General features: G+C 60.6%; 20 protein-coding genes and 3 pseudogenes. 8 read left to right on the forward strand and 15 right to left on the reverse strand.

Features of this window, described 5'->3' with window-relative positions; all coding sequences use genetic code 11:
- Positions 1-195: 195 nt before the first annotated feature.
- From PE061_RS04520 to PE061_RS04540, 5 genes are all read right to left on the reverse strand, one after another.
- A complete protein-coding gene (locus tag PE061_RS04520) occupies positions 196-567 on the reverse strand; it encodes a hypothetical protein (protein WP_271257974.1) in 372 nt (123 codons plus the stop codon).
- 259 nt (positions 568-826) lie between these two features.
- Positions 827-1,465, reverse strand: a complete 639-nt coding sequence (locus PE061_RS04525; protein ID WP_271257975.1) for a hypothetical protein — start codon at positions 1,463-1,465, stop codon at positions 827-829.
- A complete protein-coding gene (locus PE061_RS04530) occupies positions 1,462-2,163 on the reverse strand; it encodes a hypothetical protein (protein WP_271257976.1) in 702 nt (233 codons plus the stop codon). The genes PE061_RS04525 and PE061_RS04530 overlap by 4 nt, the downstream gene beginning before the upstream one ends.
- Positions 2,163-2,705, reverse strand: a complete 543-nt coding sequence (locus PE061_RS04535; protein WP_271257977.1) for a hypothetical protein — start codon at positions 2,703-2,705, stop codon at positions 2,163-2,165. Before PE061_RS04535 ends, PE061_RS04530 begins: the two co-directional genes overlap by 1 nt.
- A gap of 9 nt (positions 2,706-2,714) precedes the next feature.
- Positions 2,715-4,955 carry a TonB-dependent receptor gene (locus tag PE061_RS04540; protein WP_271257978.1) on the reverse strand — a complete coding sequence of 747 codons (2,241 nt, stop codon included), beginning with the start codon at positions 4,953-4,955 and terminating at the stop codon, positions 2,715-2,717.
- Positions 4,956-5,131: 176 nt separating this feature from the next.
- On the opposite strand from PE061_RS04540, the gene PE061_RS04545 reads away from it, so the two are divergent.
- Positions 5,132-6,445, forward strand: coding sequence for a LuxR C-terminal-related transcriptional regulator (locus PE061_RS04545; RefSeq protein WP_271257979.1), 1,314 nt, complete (start codon positions 5,132-5,134; stop codon positions 6,443-6,445).
- A gap of 491 nt (positions 6,446-6,936) precedes the next feature.
- On the opposite strand, the gene PE061_RS04550 is transcribed toward PE061_RS04545, so the two are convergent.
- The 6 genes from PE061_RS04550 to PE061_RS04575 all read right to left on the reverse strand — a co-directional run bounded on the left by PE061_RS04550 (position 6,937) and on the right by PE061_RS04575 (position 13,675).
- Positions 6,937-9,243, reverse strand: a complete 2,307-nt coding sequence (locus tag PE061_RS04550) for a xanthine dehydrogenase family protein molybdopterin-binding subunit (RefSeq protein ID WP_271257980.1) — start codon at positions 9,241-9,243, stop codon at positions 6,937-6,939.
- Positions 9,240-9,713 carry a (2Fe-2S)-binding protein gene (locus PE061_RS04555; RefSeq protein ID WP_271257981.1) on the reverse strand — a complete coding sequence of 158 codons (474 nt, stop codon included), beginning with the start codon at positions 9,711-9,713 and terminating at the stop codon, positions 9,240-9,242. Before PE061_RS04555 ends, PE061_RS04550 begins: the two co-directional genes overlap by 4 nt.
- Positions 9,710-10,060: a hypothetical protein gene (locus PE061_RS04560; RefSeq protein WP_271257982.1), complete on the reverse strand. Its 351-nt coding sequence runs from the start codon at positions 10,058-10,060 to the stop codon at positions 9,710-9,712. Before PE061_RS04560 ends, PE061_RS04555 begins: the two co-directional genes overlap by 4 nt.
- A 125-nt stretch (positions 10,061-10,185) precedes the next feature.
- Positions 10,186-11,127, reverse strand: a complete 942-nt coding sequence (locus PE061_RS04565) for an ornithine cyclodeaminase family protein (RefSeq protein WP_271257983.1) — start codon at positions 11,125-11,127, stop codon at positions 10,186-10,188.
- Positions 11,124-12,383, reverse strand: coding sequence for a spinster family MFS transporter (locus tag PE061_RS04570; RefSeq protein WP_271257984.1), 1,260 nt, complete (start codon positions 12,381-12,383; stop codon positions 11,124-11,126). Before PE061_RS04570 ends, PE061_RS04565 begins: the two co-directional genes overlap by 4 nt.
- 128 nt (positions 12,384-12,511) lie before the next feature.
- The gene (locus PE061_RS04575; RefSeq protein ID WP_420794364.1) at positions 12,512-13,675 is read right to left on the reverse strand and encodes an acyl-CoA dehydrogenase family protein; all 1,164 of its coding nucleotides are present in this window, start codon (positions 13,673-13,675) and stop codon (positions 12,512-12,514) included.
- Between PE061_RS04575 and PE061_RS04580 the strand changes: the two genes are divergently transcribed.
- The 3 genes from PE061_RS04580 to PE061_RS04590 all read left to right on the forward strand — a co-directional run bounded on the left by PE061_RS04580 (position 13,634) and on the right by PE061_RS04590 (position 17,130).
- Positions 13,634-14,962 carry an LLM class flavin-dependent oxidoreductase gene (locus PE061_RS04580; protein WP_271257985.1) on the forward strand — a complete coding sequence of 443 codons (1,329 nt, stop codon included), beginning with the start codon at positions 13,634-13,636 and terminating at the stop codon, positions 14,960-14,962. The genes PE061_RS04575 and PE061_RS04580 overlap by 42 nt on opposite strands.
- A gap of 12 nt (positions 14,963-14,974) precedes the next feature.
- Positions 14,975-15,862, forward strand: a complete 888-nt coding sequence (locus tag PE061_RS04585) for an alpha/beta hydrolase (protein ID WP_271257986.1) — start codon at positions 14,975-14,977, stop codon at positions 15,860-15,862.
- A 113-nt stretch (positions 15,863-15,975) separates the two neighbouring features.
- A complete protein-coding gene (locus tag PE061_RS04590; RefSeq protein WP_271257987.1) occupies positions 15,976-17,130 on the forward strand; it encodes a homogentisate 1,2-dioxygenase in 1,155 nt (384 codons plus the stop codon).
- A gap of 99 nt (positions 17,131-17,229) precedes the next feature.
- On the opposite strand, the pseudogene PE061_RS04595 reads toward PE061_RS04590, so the two are convergent.
- Positions 17,230-18,589, reverse strand: a pseudogene (locus PE061_RS04595) (IS3 family transposase).
- 44 nt (positions 18,590-18,633) lie between these two features.
- Positions 18,634-19,485 (reverse strand): aldehyde dehydrogenase family protein, encoded by an 852-nt coding sequence (locus PE061_RS04600; RefSeq protein WP_271257988.1) that lies wholly within the window; start codon positions 19,483-19,485, stop codon positions 18,634-18,636.
- A gap of 574 nt (positions 19,486-20,059) precedes the next feature.
- Between PE061_RS04600 and PE061_RS04605 the strand changes: the two genes are divergently transcribed.
- Together PE061_RS04605 and PE061_RS04610 are read left to right on the forward strand one after the other, a co-directional pair.
- Entirely contained in the window at positions 20,060-20,494 is a 435-nt protein-coding gene (locus PE061_RS04605; RefSeq protein ID WP_271257989.1) for a hypothetical protein, read from the forward strand.
- Positions 20,495-20,553: 59 nt separating this feature from the next.
- The gene (locus tag PE061_RS04610; RefSeq protein WP_271257990.1) at positions 20,554-21,921 is read left to right on the forward strand and encodes an FAD-dependent oxidoreductase; all 1,368 of its coding nucleotides are present in this window, start codon (positions 20,554-20,556) and stop codon (positions 21,919-21,921) included.
- A 35-nt stretch (positions 21,922-21,956) separates the two neighbouring features.
- Here PE061_RS04610 and PE061_RS04615 read toward each other — a convergent pair.
- A pseudogene (locus PE061_RS04615) lies at positions 21,957-23,316 on the reverse strand (IS3 family transposase).
- Positions 23,317-23,494: 178 nt separating this feature from the next.
- Here PE061_RS04615 and PE061_RS04620 point away from each other — a divergent pair.
- On the forward strand, positions 23,495-23,941 hold the full coding sequence (locus PE061_RS04620) for a cupin domain-containing protein (RefSeq protein WP_271257991.1): 447 nt from the start codon (positions 23,495-23,497) through the stop codon (positions 23,939-23,941).
- Positions 23,942-24,363: 422 nt separating this feature from the next.
- On the forward strand, positions 24,364-26,235 hold the full coding sequence (locus PE061_RS04625) for a sigma-54-dependent Fis family transcriptional regulator (protein WP_271257992.1): 1,872 nt from the start codon (positions 24,364-24,366) through the stop codon (positions 26,233-26,235).
- 381 nt (positions 26,236-26,616) lie between these two features.
- On the opposite strand, the pseudogene PE061_RS04630 reads toward PE061_RS04625, so the two are convergent.
- A pseudogene (locus PE061_RS04630) lies at positions 26,617-26,859 on the reverse strand (ATP-binding protein); the annotation flags it as partial.
- Positions 26,860-26,933: the final 74 nt, after the last annotated feature.

Below are 26,933 nucleotides of genomic sequence, written 5' to 3' on the forward strand. Positions count from 1 at the left end.
CGTTCGGCGCCAGACCGGCCAGGTCGTCGCTAGCCGGCCGAGACTGCGGACGAAGGCGAGGCCACACCGGCGAACGGGAGCGCGGCAGCCACGGCCGCGGCGAAACGAAAAATCTTCATGGAATATCTCCGGATCCGAATGGATGCGGACCGGGCACGGCGCGCGCGGCGCGAGTGGCCCGGCCGACAGTTCAGATCAGGCGATAGGCGGTTGTATGTCGGGCGCCAGCGAGCGGCCATGCAGCGGGCTCGCGAGCCCTGGGCGATGTGCCGTGCTATGGTCGTAGGCGACGAGCGCAGGTATAATGGCATCGGGAACGGCAACGGCGATGCCGGCGCAGGCGATCATGTCGCCGAGGCAGTCCGCCGGGGTGCCGCCCCGATGTTTGCCGGGTGTGTCGGCATCGGCAGGTGCGGCCTGCTCCATCATCTTCATGCAGTCCGCCATCGGCATCGTCATGTGGGCCAACTGCATCGGGTCCGGCCCGCGCGCGGCATAAGCCACGCCCTGCCCGGTCACGCCCAGCAGGGCGACCGCGAACAGCAGGGAGATGAGTCGGCGGACCATGCGCGCAGCGTGCCTTCGCTTGCCTGCTGAAGTCAAGATCGTGGTCAGTGCGCAAAGGTCGCAGGTCCGGGTCTCGGCGCCGAAGCCACGCAAACCTCCTCGATCAGCAGACGGCAGATAGGATCGCGCGCGCGGCGATCCACAGGGCAGCGAACAGACGAATGGATCGTCGGCAAGCCGGGCAGGAAAAGTCAGCTCATTCCGACACTGGAAACGAACGAGTAAAGCATACTTAACTTCCACATACCGTCACATGATGTCACTTCCTGACGAACAACCGGAGTTCCACCGTTCCCGTCAGTACGCCATCGACGGAATAGTTCGTTAGCCGATCAACCTCGACGAAGCTGCCCGCGATGCCTGCGAACTCGCCGCTTCCGCCGACGATCCGGCCCCGGCCATCCGGCAGCGGGCCGACTGTGGTCGTGACGGTCCAGTCTCCGGACCAGGGCTTTCCGGTTGCCATGGTCGGCCCGATGATATCGGTGACGAGGCGGCCGGAGCGCTCGATCTGGTGCAGGTAGATCATGCCGCGGCCCGGTATGGCGAGGGTCCAGGCTGTCGGCCAACGTGTGTCGGTGGCGGACGGATCGGCAGAAAATATCTCGAGTTCCGAGGCGAACCCGACGACCTTGCCCTCGGCGTCCGCGAGCTTGCAGAGCAGCGCCAGCGTATTGTCGAGCGCCGGCTCTGCGAGCGCCGCGATACCGTCCGGCCCACGCCGCATTTTCACGGCCCCGCCCGTCGTCAGCGCGACGCCGTGATCCGGCAGTCGCACGTAGAACGACAGAACCGTCTCGCCTGGCCGCGGCGCGGCCGGGTCAGCGCGCGCGATCTGCGAGGCCCCCATAAGGAGCGTAACCACGAGAAGCGAAGATTTAAGCCGACTGATCATCATTTCACCTCTGTGTGATTGCGCGCAACCAGCAGGTCCATGACCCCTTCGAACACCGTATCCGCCTGAAAGGCGCGCAGCTCGGCGACCTCCACGAAGCGCCCCTTGCGCCCGGCGAAGGCGCCCGTTCCGGCGATGACCTCGCCGTAGCCCTGCGGCGACGGCCCGAGCGTGTTGAGGTGGAGCCAGCGCCCATGCCAGGGCCGCCCTTTCAGCAGGCCCGGCAGAAGATAGCGGGTGACGAGCGTCCAGTTGTCCTCGGTCTGGTAGAGGAACAGCACGCCGCGGCCAGGCAGCACCACGGTCCACGTGGTGTGCGTCATCAACCGGCCGCGCAGGAAACTGCTGTCCTCATGCGCCGCCTCAAGCTCGGTGGCGAAGCCGACGACGCGGTTGTCGGCGTCCCGGATGCGAGTGATGAGCGCAAGGCCCATACGGACGTTGGGCTCGATGAGCGGCGGTGTTCCGGCCGGGCGATTGGGGAAGACCGCGGGCGTCGGCGATGTCGCCACCGACACGAAATCGTCGGAAAGCAGCAACCGGTATGTCTCGTGATCGGGCGCATGGGCCACAAAAGCGGGGAGCGCATGCTGGGTCCGCGCGGTGTGGTGGAACGGAAAGACATACAGGGCAGCGAGCACCATCACCGTACCCGCGGTCATGCCCGCCAGCGCCGCCAGCGCCTTTTGCAGCCCGGCCATCACTGCTCTCCCGCACCTGTCAACGTCAGCGCGTACCCGGCGCCGCGCGCGGTTTCCTGAAGGCGCCCGCTGAAGGCCGCGAACGTGCCCGTTCCCCCCAGCACCGTGCCGCAGGGTGTCGCTGCATCCGCCGGACAGTTGGTGGCAAGCGTTCCGCGCCGGGTGATCACGAGCGTCCACAGCCGGTCGGAACGATCGGGATGGTCCGTCGTCAGCGTGTAGCGGCTGGCGATCCCGATCACCACGCCGCGCGCGTTGCGCAGCTTCGCCGTCAGCACCGAACTGCCGGCCGCCGGCCCGCCGACGGGCGCGATTCCCTCCGGAAAGGCCTGGACCCCGAGGCTGCCGTCGCTGGTGCGCGCGATGATGTCGGCGGGCCGGATCTCGAACCGCTCGACGAGATGTCCATCGGCCGTGCGCGCACGGATCGGCGCCGCGCCCGGCGGATCGACCGGCGGAATGGCGAGCACGGCCACCATCGCCAATGCGCCCGCCGCAGCCCCGCCTATGCCGTACCGGAGACCTGTCGCTGCACGGCCCATGCGCGCGTCCTAGAAACGCGCGCGGGCGGTGAGCGACCACTCGCGCGGGCGGCCATATTGCGCGCTGGCGAAGCCGAGGCTGTCGAGCGTGCTGACAGCGGTCGATTTGTAGCGCTTGTCGGCGACGTTGGTCATCGCAAGCGTCAGCGCATAGCGCCCGTCACCGGGTTCGAGCGTCGCCTGCAGATTGAGCAGGCCATAGCCGTTCTGCGTCACAGCCGGCAGGTTGTTGACCTCGTAATAAATACGGCTGCGATAGCTGTAGTCGCCGCGCAGGGTCAGCGTGCCCCAGTCTCCCAGCGGCACGCCGTATTCGGCGGAGACCGACGAGGAGAACTTCGGGGTGGAGGCGAAATGCGACGCCGTGGTGATCGCGGCGCCCGCCGCGACGTCCGTGAACTCCGCATCGATGAGGCCGGCCGAGGCGGACAGCAGCAACCGCGGCGCGGGCGCCGCCGTCACCTCCAGTTCGGCGCCCATCACGCGCGCCTTCGCCGCGTTCTGGACGACGACGACCTGCACCCCGTCTTCGTCGGCGGTGCTCAGCATGAACTGGATATCGCGGTAGTCGTTGTAGAACCCCGCGAGATTGACGCGCAGCCGGTTGTCGAGCCAGTCGGATTTGAGGCCGAGTTCGTAGCTCCAGAGCTTCTCCGGCGCATAGGGTTGCACCTCGTTGGCGGTGGAGGAGCGGCCGTTGAACCCACCGCTCTTGAAGCCGCTCGCCGCCGAGGCATAGATCATCACTTCGGGATTCAGCCGGTAGTCGAGGCCGAAGCGCGGCGATACCGAATTCCAGTCCTGCGAGCGGCGTGTCGGATCGATCAGATAGACATCGGAAATCGGCAGATAGAGCGAGGTGTCGTAACGCTTCTTCTCGTGCGTGTAGCGCAGGCCGAGCGTGGCGTTGAGACCGTCGGCGAGCGCGTAGCTGGCCTGTCCGTAAAGCGATGCGCTGCGCGTGACCTGCTTCGCTTCGATCCGGCGCGAAATATCGAGACCGATGACCGGCAGAAGCTCGGGATAGATCTGGACGTCGATCGTGCCTTGCGCGTTCTCATGCAGATAATAGGCGCCCACCACCCATTTCAGACGGTCGTCGAAGGACGTGCCCGACAGTTGCAGCTCCTGCGTGAACTGGCGCTGGCGGTTGTCGTCCCGCTCATCGACGATCGTGAGCGACGAACCGTCCGGATCGGTCTCAAACTGCGATTTCAGGTGGCGATAGGCGGTGATCGATTTCAGCGTCGTGTCGCCGAAGCTCCATTCGAGCGTGCCGTTGACGCCCCAGACATCGAGGTCGTTCCGGTTGCCGCCCGTGGCATAGCTTTCATAGGGATTTCCGGTGATGTAGCGCGCGTCGTAGGGCGCGACGAACATGTTGTAGAGCCCGACGAGCAGCGCGTCCGAAATCTCTTCCAGATGCACCTGCGAGAAGGTCTCACGCACGCGCGTCTTGTCGAAGGAGAGCATCACCTCGACATCGTCGTGGGCCTTCCAGCGCAGCGACGCCTGAACCGCCGCGCTGTTCTCGCTTCCCTGCTCCTCGCCGGTCAGCAGGCGCGTCCCGAAGCCCTCGGCATCGCGCGTGCTCAGCGCCACTTTCGCGGCCAGCCTGTCCTCGATCAGCGGCACTTCGGCCTTGGCTTTCACGTCGAGGCGGCTGAACCGGCCGACGCGCCCTTCCACCATGCCCGATGCCTCGGTGAGGCTGGGCTTCGTTGAAACGATGTTGATCGCGCCGCCGATCGTGTTCTTGCCGTAGAGCGTGCCCTGCGGGCCGCGCAGCACCTCGATGCGCTCGATATCCACGAGATCGAAAATGCTGCCCATGGAACGGGCGAGATAGACGCCGTCGACATAGACGCCGATGCCGGGATCGGTGGTCAGCAGATAGTCGGACTGGCCGACGCCGCGAATGAAGGCCTGACCGGAATTGCGACCACCGACGCCGCTCGCATGGAACTGGACATTGGGCGCATGCTGGCCGACATCCGCGAGGCTGACGATCTGGCGCCGCGCGAGGTCCTCGCCGGAGAGGGCAACGATCGAAACCGGCGTATCCTGCAGTTTCTCCTCGCGCTTGCGGGCCGTGACCGTGATTTCCTCGATGCCGTACCGTTCATCGTTCTCCGCATCCGGCGCGGCGGCCTCGGCCGGTTCCGCCAGCAGTGCCGAAAGCCCTGCGGCAAGTGCCAGCAACGAAACGCGGTGCTGCCGCACGACAAAACGCTGCGCGTGATCCTTCATGGTATCTCTCCCCCCCCCGATCCTGGATCTTGTTGTTGGGGATTGAGTAGAACCGCGCCGGACCACGCCACAAGCAGCCAGATAAGATCAATTCCGTGGCAAGAATTGATCAGTTTGAGCGGCCCCGGAATCGCTGCTATCCTTCCACCGTGCGCGGCGGCCCCGGGGAGGATGGCGTGGTGACAGCATTGCAAACGGCCGAATACCGGCAGATCCTGAGCATCGGCGCCGACGTTCTCGAATGTACCGGCACCGATGCGCTGGTCGAAACGATGATGCCGCGGCTCGGCAGCCTGCTCGCTTGCAAATCGATGTTCATCGCGCTCACTCACTCCCGGCAGTGGCGTTGGCGGAACCTGCACAGCGTCGGCCTCGATCAGGAGTTTCCGCTTCTCATGGAGCGGCTCAACCGGCAGGATCCCGGGCGCACGGCGTTGATGCGCAGCCAGAGCCGCCGCCGTACCGGAATCCTGAATTCCGACACGATCTGGCCGATCGCGCGCGAACCGCGGGATGCGTATTACACCGCACTCTACAAGCCCCGGGACATCCGGCATGCGCTCGCGCTCTCCATCCCCACGGACGATGATCTGTTCGCCACCATCGTCATGCACCGCTCGCATCGGGACGGGCATTTCAACGCACGGGACGAGCAGGTGGCGCTCGCGCTGCTGCCGTTCCTGAAGGGCGGCATAGAGCGCATCTGCTACCGGGAGCGGGAGGCGCAGGGCGCGTGGCTGCTCGAACAGTTGCGCAGGGACTATCGCGAGTGCGATCTGTTGATCCTCGACGATCAGCTTCATCCGGTCGCCCGGTGGCCGCAGCAATCGCCGCTGCTGCAACAGCTCATCGCAGACATCCGGCGCAGTTCCCGCCAGCCGCCGGTGTTCGCGCCCGATCTTGCAGCGCTCTGTCGCCAGAGTCTCGCAGGTGCGGGCGATGACAGGCAGCACCACAGGCTGGGCAGCGACGGTCATGAGCTGGTCGTCGTTCTCAGCCGGTATCGTCAGGGGCAACGAACGCTTCTGGTCATCAGCGCGCCTTCAAATGCCGCGCAGGGCTCAGTCCGCGACGCGATCGCCTTCTCGCGCCTCAGCCCGCGCGAAACCGTCGTCGCCCGGCAGGCTGCGCGCGGCGCGCGCAACGACGACATCGCCCGCGATCTCGGCATTGCATCGTCGACCGTCGCGCACCACCTCTCCGCCGTACGGCGCAAGACGGGTCAGCGGGTGCGCTGGCAGCTGGGTATCACGCCGGCGCTGCTCGATCGCGTTTCCGTGCTGCCGCTGGGACGACGCCAGAAGCAGATTCTTCATGCGCGGCTGCTGGGCAAGACCGTCGCGACGATCGCCGACGATCTGAAGATCAGCGATACGACTGTCCGCAATCACCTGTGCATGACCTATCGCCGCCTCGGCGTTTCCGGGTTGCGTGGCGTGTTGGCATACCTTTCCTCACAACTCCCGGTGTCTGAGCACCAATACGACTGAGTGGTTCTGCAGACACTGTCAGTTTGGGGGCCGATTGCGGACTGACCGCTTTCTGGCGAAAGAAGCGGAGAGGCTGTCATTGGAGAGTGGCGTTATCGTGAAACCACCCATGGCGACAAGTGTCGCCTCCGAACAACGGCAGTGAACTTGCCGATCTGCTTTCAAGGCTACGCCTCGATCAAATCGTACTCGGACACTCCAGACGATTTTGATGACAGCCTGCACACCTGATCATGAGCGCTTGCCCGGTCCGATCGACTATGAGCCGGGTATTATCGCAGGACGCAAAGCGATCGGTTCCCCGTGAATCAGACAAATCCCCTCAGAGGAATCCGTTCCGGTTTCACGTCGTAATCCGTCCACAAAGCCCAGATCGCTGTCTCCTCACAGCTTCTCCGCGTCGAATCTCCACCGTCGTCGCCGTCGTCCACCCCTTCGCCTGCCGTAAGCAGCCACCGCGTCATAGATGACCCAGGATGTGTTTCTCGCATTTATAGCACGGCCAATACGCGTTCGGCGGTCAGCGGCAGGGTCAACAACGGCATGGCCGGGCCTATCGCGTTCTGAACCGCATTTGCGATGGCGGCAGGCACGGCGATCGTCCCGCTTTCGCCGACACCCTTGGCGCCGATGGGAGAAAAAGGTGTCGGTGTCTCGAAGTGTACGAGTTCGACATGCGGCACGTCCGAAGCGAGCGGCAACAGGTAATCCTGCAAGGAGAGCGTGAGTGGCCGGGCCTCCGCATCATAGCGCATTTCCTCGAACAACGTCGCGCCGAGCGCCTGTGCGAGCCCGCCGATCACCTGCCCCTCGACAATGGCCGGATTGATCTGGACGCCGCAGTCGTGGCCGAAAATAACGCGTTCCACGGTCACCTTGCCGGTATCGAGGTCGACAGCGACTTCCGCCACGACGCAACCATAGGCGATGGCGAGCGAAGGCGGATCGTAGGCCGCCCTGTCTTCAAGGCCGGGTTCGAGTTCCTCGGGCGTTGAAAAGGCCTTGTATGCCGCAGCGGCGATCTCCGCGACGCCGATGCGGCGCGTCGGCATGTCCGTGACTTCGACACCGCCTTGTACGAACCGCACATTTTCCTGCGGCGCATCAAGAAGGTGCGCGCCCCAGCGCAGGATGCGCGCCTGCAGCCGCCGCGCGGCAAGTGCCGTCGAACCGCCCGCGACGCCAGCACCGCGGCTGCCGCCGCTCGCATAGGCCGTATAGGCTGAGGAGACGGTGTCGCCGTGGACGATGGAAATGTCTTCGACTGGAAGCCCGAGTTCATCAGCCGCAACCTGTGCCAACGCCGTTTCGACGCCCTGCCCCATCGGTGTCTGGCCGACGAAGACCCGCACGTGGCCGCTCGGCTCCATGCGGATCGACGTGACATCGAAACCGCCGCTGTCGACACCGATCAGCTTGCAAAGCGGCGACGGACCGAAGTTGGTGGTTTCAGCGTAGCAGGCGATGCCGACGCCGGTGCGATGCCGTGACGACGGCTGGGCCTGCCGCGCCTCGTCGTAGCCGAACCTTTCAAGCGTCGCATCGAGGAGGTCGGCGTAACGCCCGCTGTCTAGAACGATGCCGGTCGGCGTGGGATACGGCATCTCGGACGGCGCAACGAGGTTGCGGCGGCGAAGGTCCGCAGGGTCAAGACCGAGGCGCGGCGCCGCCATGTCGAGCGCGCGTTCGAGCGCGAAGTTCGCCTCAGGCTGCCCGAAGCCGCGGTAGGCGCCGGTCGGCGTCTTGTTGGTGACGACGGCGAGCGCCTCGATGTCGATCGTATCGATCCTGTACGGTCCAGTCATCACCGCGCCGGTGATCCAGGCCGTGCCCATCGAGGTCGCGTAGGGGTCGGCGACCTTGTCGAGCACGATCGTGGAGCGGAGCCCCCGGATGCGGCCGTCCGCATCGAAGGCAACGGCAAGGTCGACGCGCTCGTCGCGGCCGTGCGTTGACGCGACGAAGGCTTCGGCGCGGGTCTCGATCCAGCGTAGCGGGCGGCCGATGCACTGCGCGAGGAAGGCGAGCACCACCTCCTCACCATAGATGCACGCCTTCATTCCGAACGATCCGCCTACGTCCGGCGCGATAACGCGGATGCGGTGCTCGGGAAGGCCGAGACATTCGGAGATGCCGGCGCGCACCTGATGGATGGACTGGGTGGACAGCCAGACCGTGATGCTCTCGCCGTCGAGCCCGGGCTCCACCACGACGCCGCGCGGTTCGAGCGAGCAGGGATGGACGCGCTGCGTCGTGAAGCGGTCGCTGACGACGAGCGCGGCGCCGTCGAATGCGTCCGCGATGTCGCCCGCCTGCCAGCACGGCCGGCTGACGACATTATCCGGCCAGTGATCGTAAAGGCGCGGCGCATCGCTGCAGAGCGCGGCGTCCATGTCCGCGACGACGGGCAACGCCCGGTACGTGGGAACGATCGTGCGTGTCGCTGCCTCCGCTGTGCGGCGATCGACGGCGACCACGGCAGCAAACGCCTGGCCGACATAGCGCAGCCGGTCGGTCGCCAGCGCCTTCAGACCTGAATGGTTCTGGCCGGGCAGGTTCCACAGCGACGGCTGCGGCGCAAAGCCCGCAACATCCTCACCCGTGATGACAGCGAGAACGCCGGGCATGGCCCGCGCGGCCGTCACATCGACACCGAGGAGTTCGGCATGAGCGACGGGACTGCGCGCGAACGCGACCGTCGCCATGCCCGGCAGATCGATGTCGCCCACGTAGCGCCCACGGCCCGCAGCGAAACGACCGAGCGCCGTACGGCGCACCGATTGTCCGACCGCGCTCATTGCTCGGCCGCCGCCGCGCGGACGGCAGCCACGACCGCCTGATAGCCTGTGCAGCGGCACACGACCGCATTGAGGCGCGAACGGATCTCCACCTCGTCGCGGTGATCGGCGACCGTGCTATCCGCCAGGAATTCGCGCGCCACCGCCATCATGCCGGCGGTGCAGAAACCGCACTGGGCCGCGAAATTCTCCGCGAACGCCTTGCGGAGCCTGTCGCCCGCCGGGTCATCGAAACCTTCGACGGTGGTGATGTCGGCGCCGTCCATCTGTGCGGCGAGCGTCAGGCAGGCGCGGAGCGTCTCGCCGTCCGCCAGCACGGTGCAGCTTCCGCAAACGCCCTCCTCGCAGCCGATGTGTGTGCCCTTGAGACCCTGGTCGCCGCGCAGGAAATCCGCGAGCGTCAGGTCCGGCACGACATGCGCCTCGACGGCTGTGCCATTGATGCGGAAGCTGATGGGAATGCCGTTCACGCCCGTTCCCTCGCGCGAAGGGCGAGCACATGAAGAACGCGCCGCCGATAGGCCGAGCTGCTCGCATCGGCGAGCATCGGGAACTGGGCCAGAAGATCATCGAGCCACGGACCGGGATCATCCGCAATCGGCTTGCTGCGGACCGGACGATCCACCAGACCGGAAACCGTGTAGCGCATGGCGTCTCCCACACGTTCGCAGGCGACTGCGACCACCGCGCGGCCGGTCGAGTTCCGCACCAGCAATTCTTCGAAGGCAAGCTGCCGACCGGTTTCGAACGTCGCGGCCACGACCACCTCGCCGGGTTCGAGCGCAGTACGGGAGGGGCCCGTGATGAAGCTTTCCATTGCGATCTCGCGCCAGTCCGAGCCAGCCGTTAAGCAGAAAGTCGAGATCCTGGCGGACGATCAGGGGGTGAGCCATCTTTTTATCCTGAAACGATAGGGATGAATTAGGTGTTTGGTACCGGCTTTTAATAAGGCGGATTTCGTCCAGCGCTCTTGGCAGCTGCAAGTACCGCCGCGCCAAGCGCGACTTCGGTCCCCGCGAGCCCAACCGAAACGAACAGCGTCGATGATTCAGAAGGTCGCCCTTTATCCTTCAATTCATCGATGAGCCTAGTGAGATCGGAGACACGGCGATTGGCAGGTATTCCTTCGAGAAAGAACGTCATCTGGCGGATCTGATCAATCGAATCGGTCCCGATCCTCCACATGACATCGGCGAGCGCGGGATCGAGCTCATAAGCATCCCTAGCTTTGGGGCCCAACATGTTGATGTGGACGCCCGGTTTCAGCCACGCAGCATCAAGAACTGGAGTGGTACTGGTCGTCGCCGTGATAACAATATCGGCGTCAGTGACTGCACCGCGTGCGGATACGGCCGGAATGGTGGCAATGGAATGAGCGGACTCGACTGCCCGGGCAAAATCTGTTCGCCGCACGCCGTCGCGGCTGTAAACGCGAATCGAATCGATCGGCCGGACCGCAAGCGCCGCCTCGATCTGCGCGTGGGCCTGCGGACCTGTCCCTATCACGGCGAGGGTCTTGGCGTCGGCGCGTGCCAGATGTTTGATCGCCGTGCCGCCGATCGCGCCAGTCCGGCGAAGCCCCAGTCGGCTACCCAGAACAATCCCGCTCAGACCGTCCTCCCAAATCGCGGTGAACTGGTCGCGCGAGCCGGGAAACAGATCGTAGACGCGAAACCCAAGTGGCCCCATTCCGTCTGTCACCCCGCCTACCGTAAAGACAAGATCTCCCAAACCGGGAAACGCCACATGGTGCCGAGGGGGGGTAACGCATCTACCTTCGGCGCGTGCTGCCAACATCCGCTCTACCTGCTCGATCGCCACACTCATCGGAAGCAGCGCCTCAACATCCTCGTCGCGGACGATTATAGGCGATGCGCGCATCATGCCTCCACATGCTGCAGGGTTTGGGACATCGCGAAGTGCATTCCGGCTGCGAGCAGGAAAAGCGGTGACAGTGCCAACATAGCCAATCCGAGCGATTTGTCGCCATAGACGGGGGCGAGGCCATCACTGACGAGACCCACAAACAAGGGGCCTCCACCAAGCCCAACGATGTTGATTACAAACAGCAACAACGCCGATGATGTGCTGCGTCGGTTTGGCGGCACGGTATTCTGTATCACCGCCAGCGAGGGCGCGAGATAGGTGATGTACATCGCAAAGGGGACCGAGAAGAATGCCAGCCCCACCTGCCACGTCTCAGCGTTCACGCCCGCGATATAAAAGGGCAGGCTGACGAACAAGGCCGCCGCTGGCACTAGCCCGTAGATGTGCGGGCTGCGTCTTCCGAACCTATCAACAAGATAGCCGCTGAGCAGAATACCCACGGCGGAGGCGATACCTGAGACGATGCTGTAGTACATCGCCACCTCAGTAAGCGTCATACTCTTCGTCCGCATCAGAAATGCCGGCGTCCAGGCAAGCATTGCATAACCCACGAACCCCGAAATACTCGCGGAGATTGCAGCCAGCGAAAGCGTTCGAGAAGCGAAGAACGTACGAATCGCCTGCCAGAATGGCGGCCGGTCTGTCGTCGGCGTCTCGAACCGCCCGCGCCGTGGCTCGCGAACCAGCAGAACCAGCAGAAGTGCGACCAACACGCCCGGCAGTCCTATCGCGATGAAGGCCGTCCGCCAGCCGTGAACGGCGGCGATCCAGCCGCCCAGTGCCGCCCCGGCCGTCGTGCCCAGCGGAACGCCGAGCGAATAGAGCGCCAGCGCGAACCCGCGGCGCTCCGGCGGAAAATAATCGGCGATGATCGAATAGGAAGGAGGCGATCCCCCTGCTTCTCCCACACCTACACCAATCCGGGCGAGTGCAAGCTGCGTGAAATTCTGCGCCAGCCCGCAGGCGGCGGAAAACAAGCTCCAAAGCGCACAGGCGGCCGCGACAACACGTACACGGTTAACCCGGTCCGCCATCCAGGCCACCGGCACACCGAAAGCAGTGTAGAAAAGGGCGAACATGAAGCCCGTCAGAAGGCCCAGTTGCGTATCCGTCAGCATCAACTCTCCGCGGATCGGCTCCGCCAGGATCGACAGCAGCTGCCGGTCGAGAAAGTTCAGCATATAGACCAGCGAAAGCATCGCGACGACGAAATAACGATAGCGTAGGCTTTCGTGCGCCTCGATCGCCACCATAATTGCGCCACTCCCCCCCTTAATCCAGGCTCAACTCCCGATTGAGAGTTTCGGGTCCGACATCCCGCCGATGCCGTCAAACGTCAAATCGACTTTCCGCTGTCAATTTACATTTGTGATCGGCGGCTTCAAAGCGCTTTCCCCAGCAAGTGGTCAGAGATGATCCGCAGCTGTATCTCGGAAGTGCCCTCGAATATCTTGGTGAGCCGGGCGTCGCGCCAATGCCTTTCCACGGCATGAAGCTTGGTGTAACCCGCCCCGCCAAATATCTGAAGTGCTTCACTGGTCACCCGCTCGGCCATTTCGGTCGCCACATATTTAACCATCGCCGCTTCCTTGTCGCAGCGGTGGCCTCGGTCGATGGCATCGCAGACATGGTACATCAGCTGGCGCGAGGCCTCGATCTCCGAGGCCATTTTTGCGAGCTTGAACCTTATCGCCTGAAAATCGCCGATCGGGCGTCCAAACTGACGCCGCTCCTGTGCATAGGCAAGCGAGTCTTCCAACGCGCCCCGCGCCAAGCCGATCGCCCGGGCCGCCGTTTGAGCGCGCGCCCGTTCCAATCCATGCGAGATCATATAGAAGGCCCTGCCTTGCTCGCCCAGGAGCGTGCTGGCGGGTACGCGCACGTTGTCGAACGCAAGTTCCCAGGTCTTCCAGCCGAAATAGCCGATCTTTGGTATTGGGGCGCCTTGAACCCCGGCAGGCAGCTCTCCACGCGGCTTTTCCAGCATGAACGCGCTCAGTCCGAGATGACGCCGCTGTGGATCGGGCATGCCCGTGCGCGCAATCACCGTTACATAGTCCGCCTCATCGGCAAATGTGCACCAGTATTTGTTACCGCTTAGGATATAATCTTCACCCTCCCGCACCGCGCGGCAGCGGACCGCCGCAACATCCGACCCAGCATCTGGCTCCGACATTGCGAAAGCACCGAGCATCTCGCCGCGCACTACACGAGGCAGCATCTCGGCCTGCCAATCCTCGCTCATCGCCTCCATGCCGATCATGCCGTTACCGCGCGCAATCACGCTCCCAACACTCATCCAGGCGCGCGCAAGTTCTTCGGACACGAGGCAATATTCGAAGCAGCCGAGACCAAGGCCGCCGTGCCGCTCGGGTATCGTGATGCCGAAATATCCCTGCGCTGCCATCTTGTCGATCAGCGCGCGCGGCATGTCACCCTGCACGGGGTCAAGTTCATTTGCCACGGGCAGCACCTCGTTCATGGCGAAATCACGCGCGCTCTGTTGGATCATAAGCCGCTCTTCGGTCATATACGTCACGCACATCTTCCTTCTGACATCACCCGCTTTACCGAGCAGCCGTTGCGCCGCGCATCGAAATTGGCAAGCGACGAACTCGCAAATCACATCCGTAAAATGGGCCTTTGTTGCATAATGCGGGACATCGCCATTGTGGCCACTGCCCCTTTAGCCGACATGATGCCACCAGCGGTTGGCCAAATATTTCAGGAGAAGTCGATGGAAGTCGGATATGCCCCAGTTTTCCAGAATCTGGACGACAAAATGTCCGATCGCGATGTTTATCGGGAAGAACTTCGCCTGTGTGACATGGCCGAACCGCTCGGCTTTGATTCGATCTGGGAGCCAGAGCATCATTTCACAAATTATGAAATGACACCCGACGTCCTGCAGTTTCTGACTTATATGGCCGGACGCACCACGCGGGTGAAGCTCGGATCAATGGTCGTCGTGCTGCCCTGGCACGATCCCGTACGCGTGGCCGAACAGATTAGCCTGCTCGACCATTTCTCGAACGGGCGCGCCATACTCGGCATGGGCCGCGGACTTGGAGCCGTCGAGTTCGACGGCTTTCGTCTGGACATGACCCAATCGCGTCAACAGTTCACGGAATACGCTGAGGCGATCGTCAATGCACTCGCAACCGGCAAGATCGAGTTCGACGGCGAATTGTACAAGCAACCGCCTCGCTATCTGCGCCCGGCTCCTTTCAAATCATTCGAGGGAAGGCTGTACGGTGCCGGCCTTTCGCCGGAAACCGGCCCGCTTCTCGCACGCCTGGGACTCGGCATGATGATCATTCCGCTCAAGGCATGGCAAGAGGTCGAGGAAAACCTGCGTCAATACAACGTGCTTTGGGCCGACCAGCGTGGCGGCTCGGCCCCACCCTGCGCAGCGGTCGGCTTTACAATCGTCCACCACGATGCCGAAAAGGCGCGGGAAATGGCTTACAAGTACATCGGTCGATACTTCGAATCGATTATCGATCATTATGATCTGGCGGGTGATCGCATCAAGGGAACCAAAGGATACGAATATTATTCGACAACGGTCGATGCCGAGCAGGACAAGCAGAATGAGACGATCCGCAATTTCGTCGAGCTCATGCCTTGGGGTACGCCAGAACAGGTGATTGATAAAATCCGCATGATTAATCGCCACACACGCAACGGCACGTACATCGCGCATTTTGCCTTCGGGGGGATGCCCTTTGCTGAGGCCGAGGAAAGCATGAGGCTGTTCGCTTCAGAGGTGATGCCGACGCTTCAAGAAATGCCGGTCACGTCCTTCGAGGTCGAACCGGTTGGCGCTTGAGAGATCGGAACGATGACGACCCCCGAATTTGACGCGATGGTCGCACGACTGCGCGATGTCCAGCGCGTCGGCACACCCACCGTAGCGGAAATGCGTGCGGGGTGGGAGGCGTTCGCTGGACAGTTCATCGTGCCGCCCGGCCTCGAAGTGACACCAGTCGATGCGGGTGGGGTAGCCGCTGAATGGAACGTCATGCCGGCCGCCGACAGCGGCAAGTGTATCCTTTACCTGCATGGCGGAGGGTATAATATCGGCTCGCCTGCCAGCTATCGGCAATTTACCGCCAGGCTTTCGGAAGCTACGGCCGCGCCTCTGCTTTCTGTCGATTATCGGCTCGCGCCGGAACATCGGTTTCCCGCAGCCGTCGAGGACGCCGTCACGGCCTATCGCTGGCTACTAGCTCAGGGATATGCGTCCGAACGCATCGTCTTCATGGGCGACTCCGGTGGCGGTGGGCTGGTTTTGACAGCCCTGATCGCGGCGCGCGAGCAAGGCTTGGCAATGCCCGCGGCCGGCGTGTGTTTTTCGCCGGTCACCGATCTTGCCAAGACGGGACCGTCGATGTTGACCAACGCAGAGGTGGATCCGATCGTGCGGCTCGATACCAGCGCTGCGCATGCCATCCGCTACATGGGCGAAGGCGCGGACCTGACGCACCCGCTCGCATCGCCGCTCTATGCGGACCTCGCGGGTCTGCCGCCACTGTTCCTGCTTGTCGGCACCCGCGAGACCCTGCTCGACGATTCAACCCGCTTCTCAGCCAGGGCCAAGGCCGCCGGCGTCGATGTCCGCCTGGAGATCTGGCCCGACATGATCCACATCTGGCCTTTCTTCGCGCAAATACTGCCCGAAGGGCGCCTCGCCATCGAAGCCGTGGGCGCCTATGTGCGTGCCGCATGACATTCCGCCGCGAAATCACGGGCCTGATATTCACAGCGAATATCTGGCCCTTCGCTTCCGCCCAGCCATCGCGGTGCATGTGGACGGTTGTACGGGCGAGGGAGAAACCAGCAATGAAGTCTTGGATCCATCATCAGCGCGGACGCGTGCTACGCCAGGCACATGTGGAGTTGGACGCTTTGGACGGGCTGAAGGAGGACGAACTCAGTCGACAGGGCTTCAGCGGACGAGTCGCGGAATTCTATCGCCGTAACGAGCCCACCGCCTGGACCCGGATCGAAGGCACTATACGCCCCTGGGACCTCGACGGCTTCATGCTGGAACCGGAGGATCTGCACGATCCGCGCGGCAAACCCCTACGCGTCTTCCACAACGCGGATGTTACCATTTCCATTAGCCGGCGTAGCGCGCCCATGCCCTATTACGCGCGCAGCGCAGAGGGCGACCAAGTGTTCTTTGTCCACGAAGGCACGGGCACTTTCGCTACCGAGTTCGGGCCCATCCCCTATGAACCCGGCGATTACATCATCATCCCCAAGGGCGTCACGTATTGCATCGTGCCAGACGACGATCGGAACTATTTCCTGATCATCGAGTCCGTGGGTGAGATCGAATGGTATGATTTCGGTCCACTCGGCAGGCATATGCCATTCGATCCGGCGCTGCTCTTCATCCCTTCGCCTACCGATGCCTCCCCTACCAAGGCGGACACCGGCCAGATAGAATGGGAAGTGCAGATACGTTACGATAACGAAACAAGTTCGATTTTCTATCCTTTCGACCCCTTCGACGTCGAGGGTTGGAAGGGCGATCTCTTCCCGACAAAGCTCAATATCCGCGACTATCGGCCAATCGTGAGCGACCGGATGCATCTCATGCCCAGCGCGCACGGCATTTTCCAGGCACCAGGCTTCATCATCTGCAACTTCCTGCCCCGCCCCGCCGAGGGCGAATATGAAGCCGAACGCATCCCACCATTTCATCGCAACATCGACTGCGACGAGATGATGTTCGTTCACGGCGCGAAGCTGCACAATTCTTCCATGGCGCCGGCGACGATGACGCTGCTACCGCAAGGGCTCCATCACGGCTTGCCGGATTCGCTCGCCAAACAGGTTCGCGCGAACTGGAAAAAGGATGACTATTACGATCAGAAACTGATCGCCGTCGACACAACGAAGCCGCTCAGGATCACCGAAGAAGCGAAATGCGCGCTGCGCGCAGTGGATCAGATACGCAATGCGAAGCTGATGGACCCCGACGCCTGAGGCGCAAGGACAGGAGAGAGGTTTTTGTCCGTCGTCAGAACATTTGGCGCAACTCGCGGCGTAAATTAGCGGAGCGCGGGCCTCGTCTGGGGGCTGATATTAGGCGGCGAGCTTGCGGTGCAGCAAGCGCCGATGTTCGATGGTCTGTCGTTTGATCCTTTCGCGCTGTTTGATGATGGCAGGTGCCCTGCCGAAGTAGGCGTCGGCTGGCGTCACGTTGCCGAGGCTTTCATGGTATCGGCGGTGATTATAGTGGTCGATGAAGGCCTCGATCTGGGCCTCCAGATCGCCGGGCAGGAAGTAATTTTCCAACAGGATGCGGTTCTTGAGGGTCTGGTGCCAGCGTTCGATCTTGCCCTGGGTCTGAGGATGCATCGGGGCACCGCGGACATGGCTCATGCCGTTGGCGCCGATCCATTCGGCCAGCTCTTCAGCGATATAACTGGGACCATTATCGCTGAGCAGCTTCGGTTTTTGCACGACCCTGGCCGAAGAACAACCCGAGGCTTCGAGCGCCAGCTCCAGCGTGTCGGTGACGTCCTCGGCACGCATGGTGGTGCACAGCTTCCAAGCGATGACGTAACGGGAGAAGTCGTCGAGCACGGTCGACAGATACACCCAGCCCCACCCGATGATCTTGAAGTAGGTGAAGTCGGTCTGCCACATCTCGTTCGGCCGTGTCGTCTTCGTGTGGAACGCATCGGCCGCCTTGATCACGATGAAGGCCGGGCTGGTGATCAGGTCATGGGCCTTCAACAGACGGTAGACCGTGGCTTCCGACACGAAGTAGCGCTTCTCGTCGGTGAAGCGCACCGCGAGCTCGCGGGGTGACAGATCGGTTGTATCCAACGCCATGTCGATGATTTGCTGCTGGATATCATCGCCGATGCGGTTCCACACTCGGCTTGGAGCCGATGGCCGATCCTCCAGTGCCTCCGGGCCGCCCTCGAGGTAACGGTCGTACCAGCGGTAGAAGGTTCTGCGCGGGATACCGAGCTGGTCCAGCGTGCGTTTAGCCGGCAGGTGCGATTGCTCGACGATCCTGAGGATCTCCAGCTTCTCGGATGCGGGATACCTCATTCGCCGCCTTCCCCATCCGCGATCATGCTTTTTTTGAGCAGACGGTTCTCCAGCGTCAGATCGGCGACGCATTCCTTCAGCGCACGGGCTTCGCGGCGCAGGTCATGCACCTCGCCGGTGGTCGCGGCACGGGCGGTGTCGCCCGCCAAGCGCCGCTTGCCCGCTTCCATGAACTCCTTCGACCAGGTATAGTACAGGCTCTGCGCTATGCCTTCCTTGCGGCACAGCTCGGCGATGCTGTCCTCGCCGCGCAGCCCTTCCAGTACGATCCGGATCTTGTCCTCTGCTGAGAAGTGCCGGCGTGTCGCGCGCCGGATATCCTTCACCACCCGTTCCGCAGGGGCTTGGCCGATTTTTTCAAGGAGGATTTGGGCTTCATCTTCGTTCCTTCGTCACTACGACGAAGCCCAAATCCTCCTTACTTCACAACCTCAAATCTGTGCCATTGGTGCTGACGGCGGACACCCAAAAAAGATCTTTTGCAATCTCCTTGGGCTCTACATCTGGAAGAACGATAGCTGGATCGTTCCCGCCAAGTTCGAGCGTAATGCGTTTCAGATTCACGGACGAGGATTCCATGATCTTTCGGCCAGTCGCCGTTGATCCGGTGAAACTGATTTTCGCAATGTCCGGGTGAGCGGTCATCCATGCACCAAGCTCGTTACCCCCGGATACAACGTTCAGGACGCCGGGCGGCAGCACATCCCGAAGCAACTCACCGAGCTTCAGCGTACAGAGCGGCGTGTACGGTGATGGCTTCAGAACCATTGTATTCCCGGCCACGAGCGCCGGCGCGATCTTCCAGATCGCAAGCAGAACAGGGAAATTCCAGGGCGTTATGGCGCCAACTACACCGAGCGGCACACGCCGGGTTTCTATGATGCGGCCGTCGGGCTCCGTCTTGATATGGGGCAGCAGTGATTGCTTTGCGATTTCCCGGCACCAAATGACAGAGCCCGCTATCTCCCACTCGGCTCCAGCTCGCGCCTTTCCCTGCTCGCGCGTCAACAACCTCATGAAATCTTCGGCATGCGCCTCTATAGTGTCGCCAATCTTCGCGACCAAAGCCTGCCGCTCAGCTATTGGTCGGGCGCTCCATAGCGGGAAGGCTGTCCGTGCTGCAGAAACGGCTTCGTCGAGCTGCACCCGGCTCGCCTGAGGTACTCGTGCTATGACCTCTTCCGTAGCCGGATTGAAAGCCTCGAATTCGGTTGCAGAGCTGACGCCCTCACCGTTGATCGTCATCGTATAGGATGCGAAGAAATCATTTGTCATAAATCGGACTTGAATCCCTCTGGCGCGAACGAATGCGAGTGGAAGTCAGCTGCAATTCACCCGCTATGCGAGTGCCGCTTTCCCATCTCCCGGAAGATCACACAGCAATACGCGTGCCAAATTTCCGCTTGGCAGGGAAAAGATAAAAATGAGCACAGGAATTGCTCATTCAGCCAGCGTATGAGCACAACAGCTTCAAGATTATCGCCATCACATCGAGAGACCGGACTGTTAAGTTTCAGCACAGAGGCTCAGCCGAGTGTTCAGCATGTGAACACAAAACGGCGGCCTGGAGGAAGGAGCGCGTGCAGGGATGGAAAATGAGATGATGCTGCGGCATTGATTTGAACGTGCATGACGAATCTCACTGCAGCGTTTAAAGCCCGCACAATCGGCAAGCCGACTGTGCATATTCCGCGCAGCATGGGCAGGTAGTGTACATATTCTGCACAATCTCGCGTTCACGTGTTGTAACAAAGCACGTAAAAACTCGGTGGCATAGTTATTGCTTAAGCAGCGATGGGGCAGCTGGCCAAAATTTGATTCCAGCGGAATTGGGAAGGAAACCGTGTTCATGAGTGACAAAAAGAAACGGAGGCTATCTTACGGTTTTACGTTACTAATTCTTCCCGCAGCTCTGGTGACCCTCTCGGCCGCAATAGGAGCAGATGCCGCCACATCTCCTCGCCAAGGCGAAGCGTTTTTCGACGACCGTGTCCTACCTGCTCTGGCAGAAAACGGCTGCGCGTTGTGCCACGGACAGAATTATGTCCGGCCTCGCGTGCTCGAGTATCGCGAGCTTCTGCCATTTCTTTCCATGGGTTCAGGGCCGGAGAACAATGTTCTCATCACGAAAATGGCGAATCTGCGCAGTATTCGTGCTGATAGACCAACACATCCCGGCGGCCAGCGCTGCAAATCCATTGATGCGGAACCTTGCAAGACTTTCCGGCTGTGGTGGGAAATCGAATTCGGAGAACCGAGCCGTCCAAGCGCTGGAGACAAATGATGAGCACCCATTTTAATGGACCCACCTGTGGTTCAACGCGCAGAGACGCGATAAAGCTAATGTCTGCCGCGTTGGTTGTGCCAGCCTTCTCCAGTTGCGCAGGATCAGAACGCAAGCGGACCGCGGTCGTCGTTGGTGCGGGGATTGCCGGACTTAGCGCTGCTTATGATCTGCGCAAGGCGGGATTCGACGTTACCATAATGGAAAAGTGGGATTTTGTAGGTGGACGAATGCGGGATGCCCAAATGGGCCCTTTGCATCTGATGCCACATGCGCTCGGTGTTCTGGAAGCAAATGCCGAGATGTTTGCGCTTGCCGATGAGCTGGGAATTCGGAATCAACTCGAAGGTGATAAGGAAAGCGATGCATATGTCGTGGAAAATGGCCACGGTCAGTATCAAACCGCTCTACGGTTCATCGTTGATGAAGTGCAGCGTATTCCCGGTCTCTCCAGTGAAACGGCCAGACGAATTCCTCTGCTGCAGCCTGACCTTGACGAGATTCGCGCAAACGTAAATCCTTGCTTGGTTTCCACCGGTGTCCAGTACGATGACGAGACGGTCGCGGCATACTATGAACGGAAACTTGGTAAGGACGCTGCACGCGAGGTTCTGGACAATTGGATCGATGTCGTCTTGCAGGCTTGGGGGTGGCCTTCGGCTGAAACCTCAAGGATCGCTATCCTGAGTTGGCTAGCGCAACAGCAGGCCCTTACAGTTACACCGAAGGGCGGTATCGGCGTTCTGACGCGGAAGCTTGGTGATGTCATGCCGGTTCGCACTCAGACAACTGTTCGATACATCACTCCCCCTGATGCGAGCGGTAGGCATACAATCCACTATCTCAACTCAAGACTCGAGCGGCTTACGGTGACACCGGATGTCGTCGTCTGCGCAACAGAGGGAAAGTTCATTCCGGAACTTGTACAGGGCCTAAGTCCCAAACAATCGCACTTCTTCAGAAGTATCGATTTTACGAAGGCTGTCGGAGTGAGCTTTATTATTTCTGACGATATGGTTCCAGATAAACCGGTCGGTGGCGCGTACATTCCGGCCCATCCAGATCCCATCAAACGCCGTGTTTCCGGCTGGTCAATACAGCCTGCAGGGGTCGGGCATCCCGACAACCCTGCAACGGCAAACATAAGCCTCTCACGGAATGAGGCATTCGCGTGGCAGGCGAGCGGAGAGTCACAGCCTGACTACTGTTTGCCTTTCCTTAAATCATTGCATCCTGCGCTTGATGAAAGTCGAATCCGCGACGCTGTTACGCGTGGATGTGATGACCTCATTTACATGCCACTCGGTTACATCAGGACTATGACGGACGTGCTGCGCGAGCAGGAAAAGGAACGCCGCGGATTATACTTTGCGGGAGAGTACATGGCCTGTCCGTCGTCAGAACATTTGGCGCAACTCGCGGCGTAAATTAGCGGAGCGCGGGCCTCGTCTGGGGGCTGATATTAGGCGGCGAGCTTGCGGTGCAGCAAGCGCCGATGTTCGATGGTCTGTCGTTTGATCCTTTCGCGCTGTTTGATGATGGCAGGTGCCCTGCCGAAGTAGGCGTCGGCTGGCGTCACGTTGCCGAGGCTTTCATGGTATCGGCGGTGATTATAGTGGTCGATGAAGGCCTCGATCTGGGCCTCCAGATCGCCGGGCAGGAAGTAATTTTCCAACAGGATGCGGTTCTTGAGGGTCTGGTGCCAGCGTTCGATCTTGCCCTGGGTCTGAGGATGCATCGGGGCACCGCGGACATGGCTCATGCCGTTGGCGCCGATCCATTCGGCCAGCTCTTCAGCGATATAACTGGGACCATTATCGCTGAGCAGCTTCGGTTTTTGCACGACCCTGGCCGAAGAACAACCCGAGGCTTCGAGCGCCAGCTCCAGCGTGTCGGTGACGTCCTCGGCACGCATGGTGGTGCACAGCTTCCAAGCGATGACGTAACGGGAGAAGTCGTCGAGCACGGTCGACAGATACACCCAGCCCCACCCGATGATCTTGAAGTAGGTGAAGTCGGTCTGCCACATCTCGTTCGGCCGTGTCGTCTTCGTGTGGAACGCATCGGCCGCCTTGATCACGATGAAGGCCGGGCTGGTGATCAGGTCATGGGCCTTCAACAGACGGTAGACCGTGGCTTCCGACACGAAGTAGCGCTTCTCGTCGGTGAAGCGCACCGCGAGCTCGCGGGGTGACAGATCGGTTGTATCCAACGCCATGTCGATGATTTGCTGCTGGATATCATCGCCGATGCGGTTCCACACTCGGCTTGGAGCCGATGGCCGATCCTCCAGTGCCTCCGGGCCGCCCTCGAGGTAACGGTCGTACCAGCGGTAGAAGGTTCTGCGCGGGATACCGAGCTGGTCCAGCGTGCGTTTAGCCGGCAGGTGCGATTGCTCGACGATCCTGAGGATCTCCAGCTTCTCGGATGCGGGATACCTCATTCGCCGCCTTCCCCATCCGCGATCATGCTTTTTTTGAGCAGACGGTTCTCCAGCGTCAGATCGGCGACGCATTCCTTCAGCGCACGGGCTTCGCGGCGCAGGTCATGCACCTCGCCGGTGGTCGCGGCACGGGCGGTGTCGCCCGCCAAGCGCCGCTTGCCCGCTTCCATGAACTCCTTCGACCAGGTATAGTACAGGCTCTGCGCTATGCCTTCCTTGCGGCACAGCTCGGCGATGCTGTCCTCGCCGCGCAGCCCTTCCAGTACGATCCGGATCTTGTCCTCTGCTGAGAAGTGCCGGCGTGTCGCGCGCCGGATATCCTTCACCACCCGTTCCGCAGGGGGCTTGGCCGATTTTTCAAGGAGGATTTGGGCTTCATCTTCGTTCCTTCGTCACTACGACGAAGCCCAAATCCTCCTTACTTCACAACCTCAAATCTGTGCCATTGGTGCTGACGGCGGACACATGGCCGGTGCCCATACCGGAGCGGCTTGCGCAAGCGGGCGAAGCGTAGCCGCCAATATCATCGCTCACTGGATGACATGAAGGATACTGAAATGAAACCTATTGGACTTGGAGCTATTCTCATGACCTTGCCGATGGCTGCCATGGCGGGCGCACCTCCCGCGCCGGAGAACGGAATCATTTCCCTGGATACGTCAACACTGACCGCTGCCGCATCACAAGAAGTGAAAAGTGTTCCCTTCATGATCGTCATGGAAGGCAAAGGCGGGAAAGCCGGCGGAGTGAACGCGTTCCGGTCTAAAGACGGACGGTTTAGCGCAGGCCTTTCCAAATATGACAAGCTTACCCTCGAGTTGAAAGACTGGCCTGTCGATGAGTTTATGTACATTCTCGAGGGACAACTCGAAATTGGCGACACAAAAGGAAACGTCCGGTCCTATGGCCCTGGCGACGCCTTCGTTATGCCGAAGGGATTCAGCGGTACCTGGAGACAACTGACGCCGATAAGGAAGATCGCGGTGAGCTATGAGGCTCAGTAGGCTACATCACTCATGAAGCGCCTCGGTTGGGCGGGCCAGGTCGGGTGTGCTACCCGGCTTGGCCTATCTCGGTCGAGGCGGCCGACCTTTTGATCGGTTTGGCAAAAAGGCATTTCTCCAGGGTAGCCTAAAAACCAAGTGGGGAGGCCAATGTCGCCATCCTCCTTTCAGGCTGCAATGGCCATTTGTCTACGGGGCGAAGCACACTACAATTTTGAAGGAATTGGCTGCCTGCACGGTGAGAGATGCAACGAACAGCCCGATTGAACGATATGGCAAAGACGCAAGGAAAAAACTCTAATCGTTTCAATGCCTTCACAAGTACTGGATAAGCCGAACGGCTATTTGACCTCCGACCTTGCCTTACCTCTTATATAAAGTACTATCGGCGAAAGCTGAAATACGATCCATGGGGTGGATTAATGGGTTTGCTACCTGTGGAAAGCCGTCAAATACGGCATATTCAGTCGAAATTTCTCGACGGTCACGATCTGCCTCGAGGGCTGGTTGCGAGCGCTGTACAAAAATCGTGGACACGACTGCGCGAGTCCGGCGTAAAGCCTACGGACAGAGCCATTTTTGAAATACCGTCTTCGGATATTTCGCATAAAATCGAAGAAAATCGAAAACTGTTAACCGCTGCGCTGCCCCCTATGGAAGCTCTCTACCGGGCACTTAATGCACCAGCGTGGACGGTCTTGTGTGCCGATTTGTCTGGACTGATTATCCGCTCCATCTGCGACCCTTCAAGGGCACCTGCCAAAATCGCCGAACCGCTCCGACAGGGACGCACCATTCACGAGGCCCAGATTGGAACGAACGCGCCCGCATGTGTTCTGACGGAGGCCAAGCCTGTCATCGTCCGGCGTTCAGAGCATTTCCTGTTCGATCTTGACATCTATGTTTGTGCAGCAGCACCGATATTTGATGTGAGCGGGCGGCTGATGGCTGTCCTTGATGCGACAGGCGCCGACATCGAGCTACAGGAAAATATTTGCGACCAAGTTGAGCTCACGGCGCGCACTATCGAAAATCGCATGTTTCATCAGTTGGACGATGTTTATCTCATCGGCTTCCATTTCATGCCAAATTTTCTTGAAACGCCAGCTGAAGGGCTGATTGCAATATCTAAGTTAGATGGCTCGATCGTCGGCGTTAATCATGCCGCTCTCCGGATGCTCTGCCTGTCGTATGAGAACCTGCTCGGCAAGTCGATCGGTTTGGTTTTCGCCACTGATGTCCTGTCCAGCCGAGACAACCCATCCATCAGTTATAGCGTCGCTGGGCAGCTATTTTATTGCCGCCGCTATGGAAAGCACGATGTGCGCACTATTAGTCCGCGGGCACTAAAAAATCCGCCATCAAACAATATTGTTCATGACCCGTCCGCAATAGACCCAGCCATTGTACAGGCCGAAAACGCAGGCAGTCGTGCAATCATGAATGGGTTACCTATCCTGGTCCGGGGCGAAACGGGAAGTGGCAAGGAAGTTCTGGCGCGCCGATTGCACGACAGCCGCGGCGGCATAAGACCTTTCGTGGCGGTAAATTGTTCGGCAATCCCGGAATCACTTATTGAAGCTGAGATCTTCGGCTATGCGGACGGTGCATTTACAGGTGCGCGCAAGGGAGGATCAATCGGTGCGATTGAGCAGGCGCACGGGGGAACATTGTTCCTTGATGAGATCGGCGACGCTTCTGCAGCACTGCAGGCAAAGCTGCTACGCGTTCTTCAGGAAGGAACCCTCACAAGGGTCGGGAGTCGACAAGAGATCAAGGTTGAGTTTTCGGTAATTTCCGCAACACACCGTGATCTGAAGTCGATGGTATCGGAAGGACTATTTCGCGAGGATCTTTATTATCGCCTGAACGGATTGACTCTCTATGTTCCTCCGTTACGCGACAGGTCAGATGTCGCAGAGATTGTACGATCGATTTTGCGTCATCGCTCAACGTCGAACCTCGAACCGGAACTCAGTTCAGAGGCGTTTGAAGCACTTCTCAGATACAAATGGCCGGGTAATATCCGTCAGCTATCACAGGCACTTTCCGCCGCACGGGCTCTATCCTCGGATAGTGCGAAGATCGAGCTTTCCGATTTTCCCAAAGATTTCCGAGATGAACTGGAGGCTGATAGCTGTTGCAAAGATTCCACTGCAAAGCCGCTAGCATCCATACATGCTGAGATTATCCGAAAAACGCTTACTGAAAACCGCAATAACATTTCGAAGACAGCCAAGGCGCTGGACGTTTCGCGAACGACAGTCTACAAATACTTGAGATTAAAGCATTAATTTTCGCATTAGGCCCGTATTTTTTGGTGATGCTACCTCCGTAAAGGCGGTGATGGTTTCATAACTCGTCGACATCGGGATCATCAGTGAGAGTGTGATGGGCGCTGTGCTTACCGAGCGCTGGCTCGTCTGGAAATTGCTTTGCCGCCTCAACTTAGGGCTCCTAACACACCAAGCAAGCACATGTGCCGCATGCATCGCGCTCGATCAACGGCGGTTCTCCTTGGGCGCATTCCACAAGCTGCAGGCCGCTTTCGTGTCAACGGCGGTGGGATTCCGGGCCAGTGTGGCGGAGTAAAAGCAGTCCAGTTTCGGTGAGAGCATGAAGATATGAAGAGGGCCCCGATCGGGGCCCTCTTCATATCTTCGGTCCTGTTGTGATCAGGGGGCGATAATTTCGCCGGTGTCGGGATTGACGATCTCGGTGGCCTGGTTTTGCTCCGCCCCGGCCGCGGAGCGGCGGCGGCGGCCGGCGGACTGCTTGAGGCGATAGCTGTCGCCGTTCATGGTGAGGATGCTGACGTGGTGGGTGAGCCGGTCGAGCAGCGCGCCGGTGAGCCGCTCGGACCCCAGCACCTGCGTCCAGTCCTCGAACGGCAGGTTGGACGTGACGATGGTCGAGCCGTGTCAAACGGCGTTCAAAAGGGACCCCCGATCGGCGTCGAAGAGGGACCCCCTTTTCGGATAATATGATGCTG

This window comes from Sphingosinicella microcystinivorans (assembly GCF_027941835.1).
Lineage (GTDB): Bacteria > Pseudomonadota > Alphaproteobacteria > Sphingomonadales > Sphingomonadaceae > Sphingosinicella.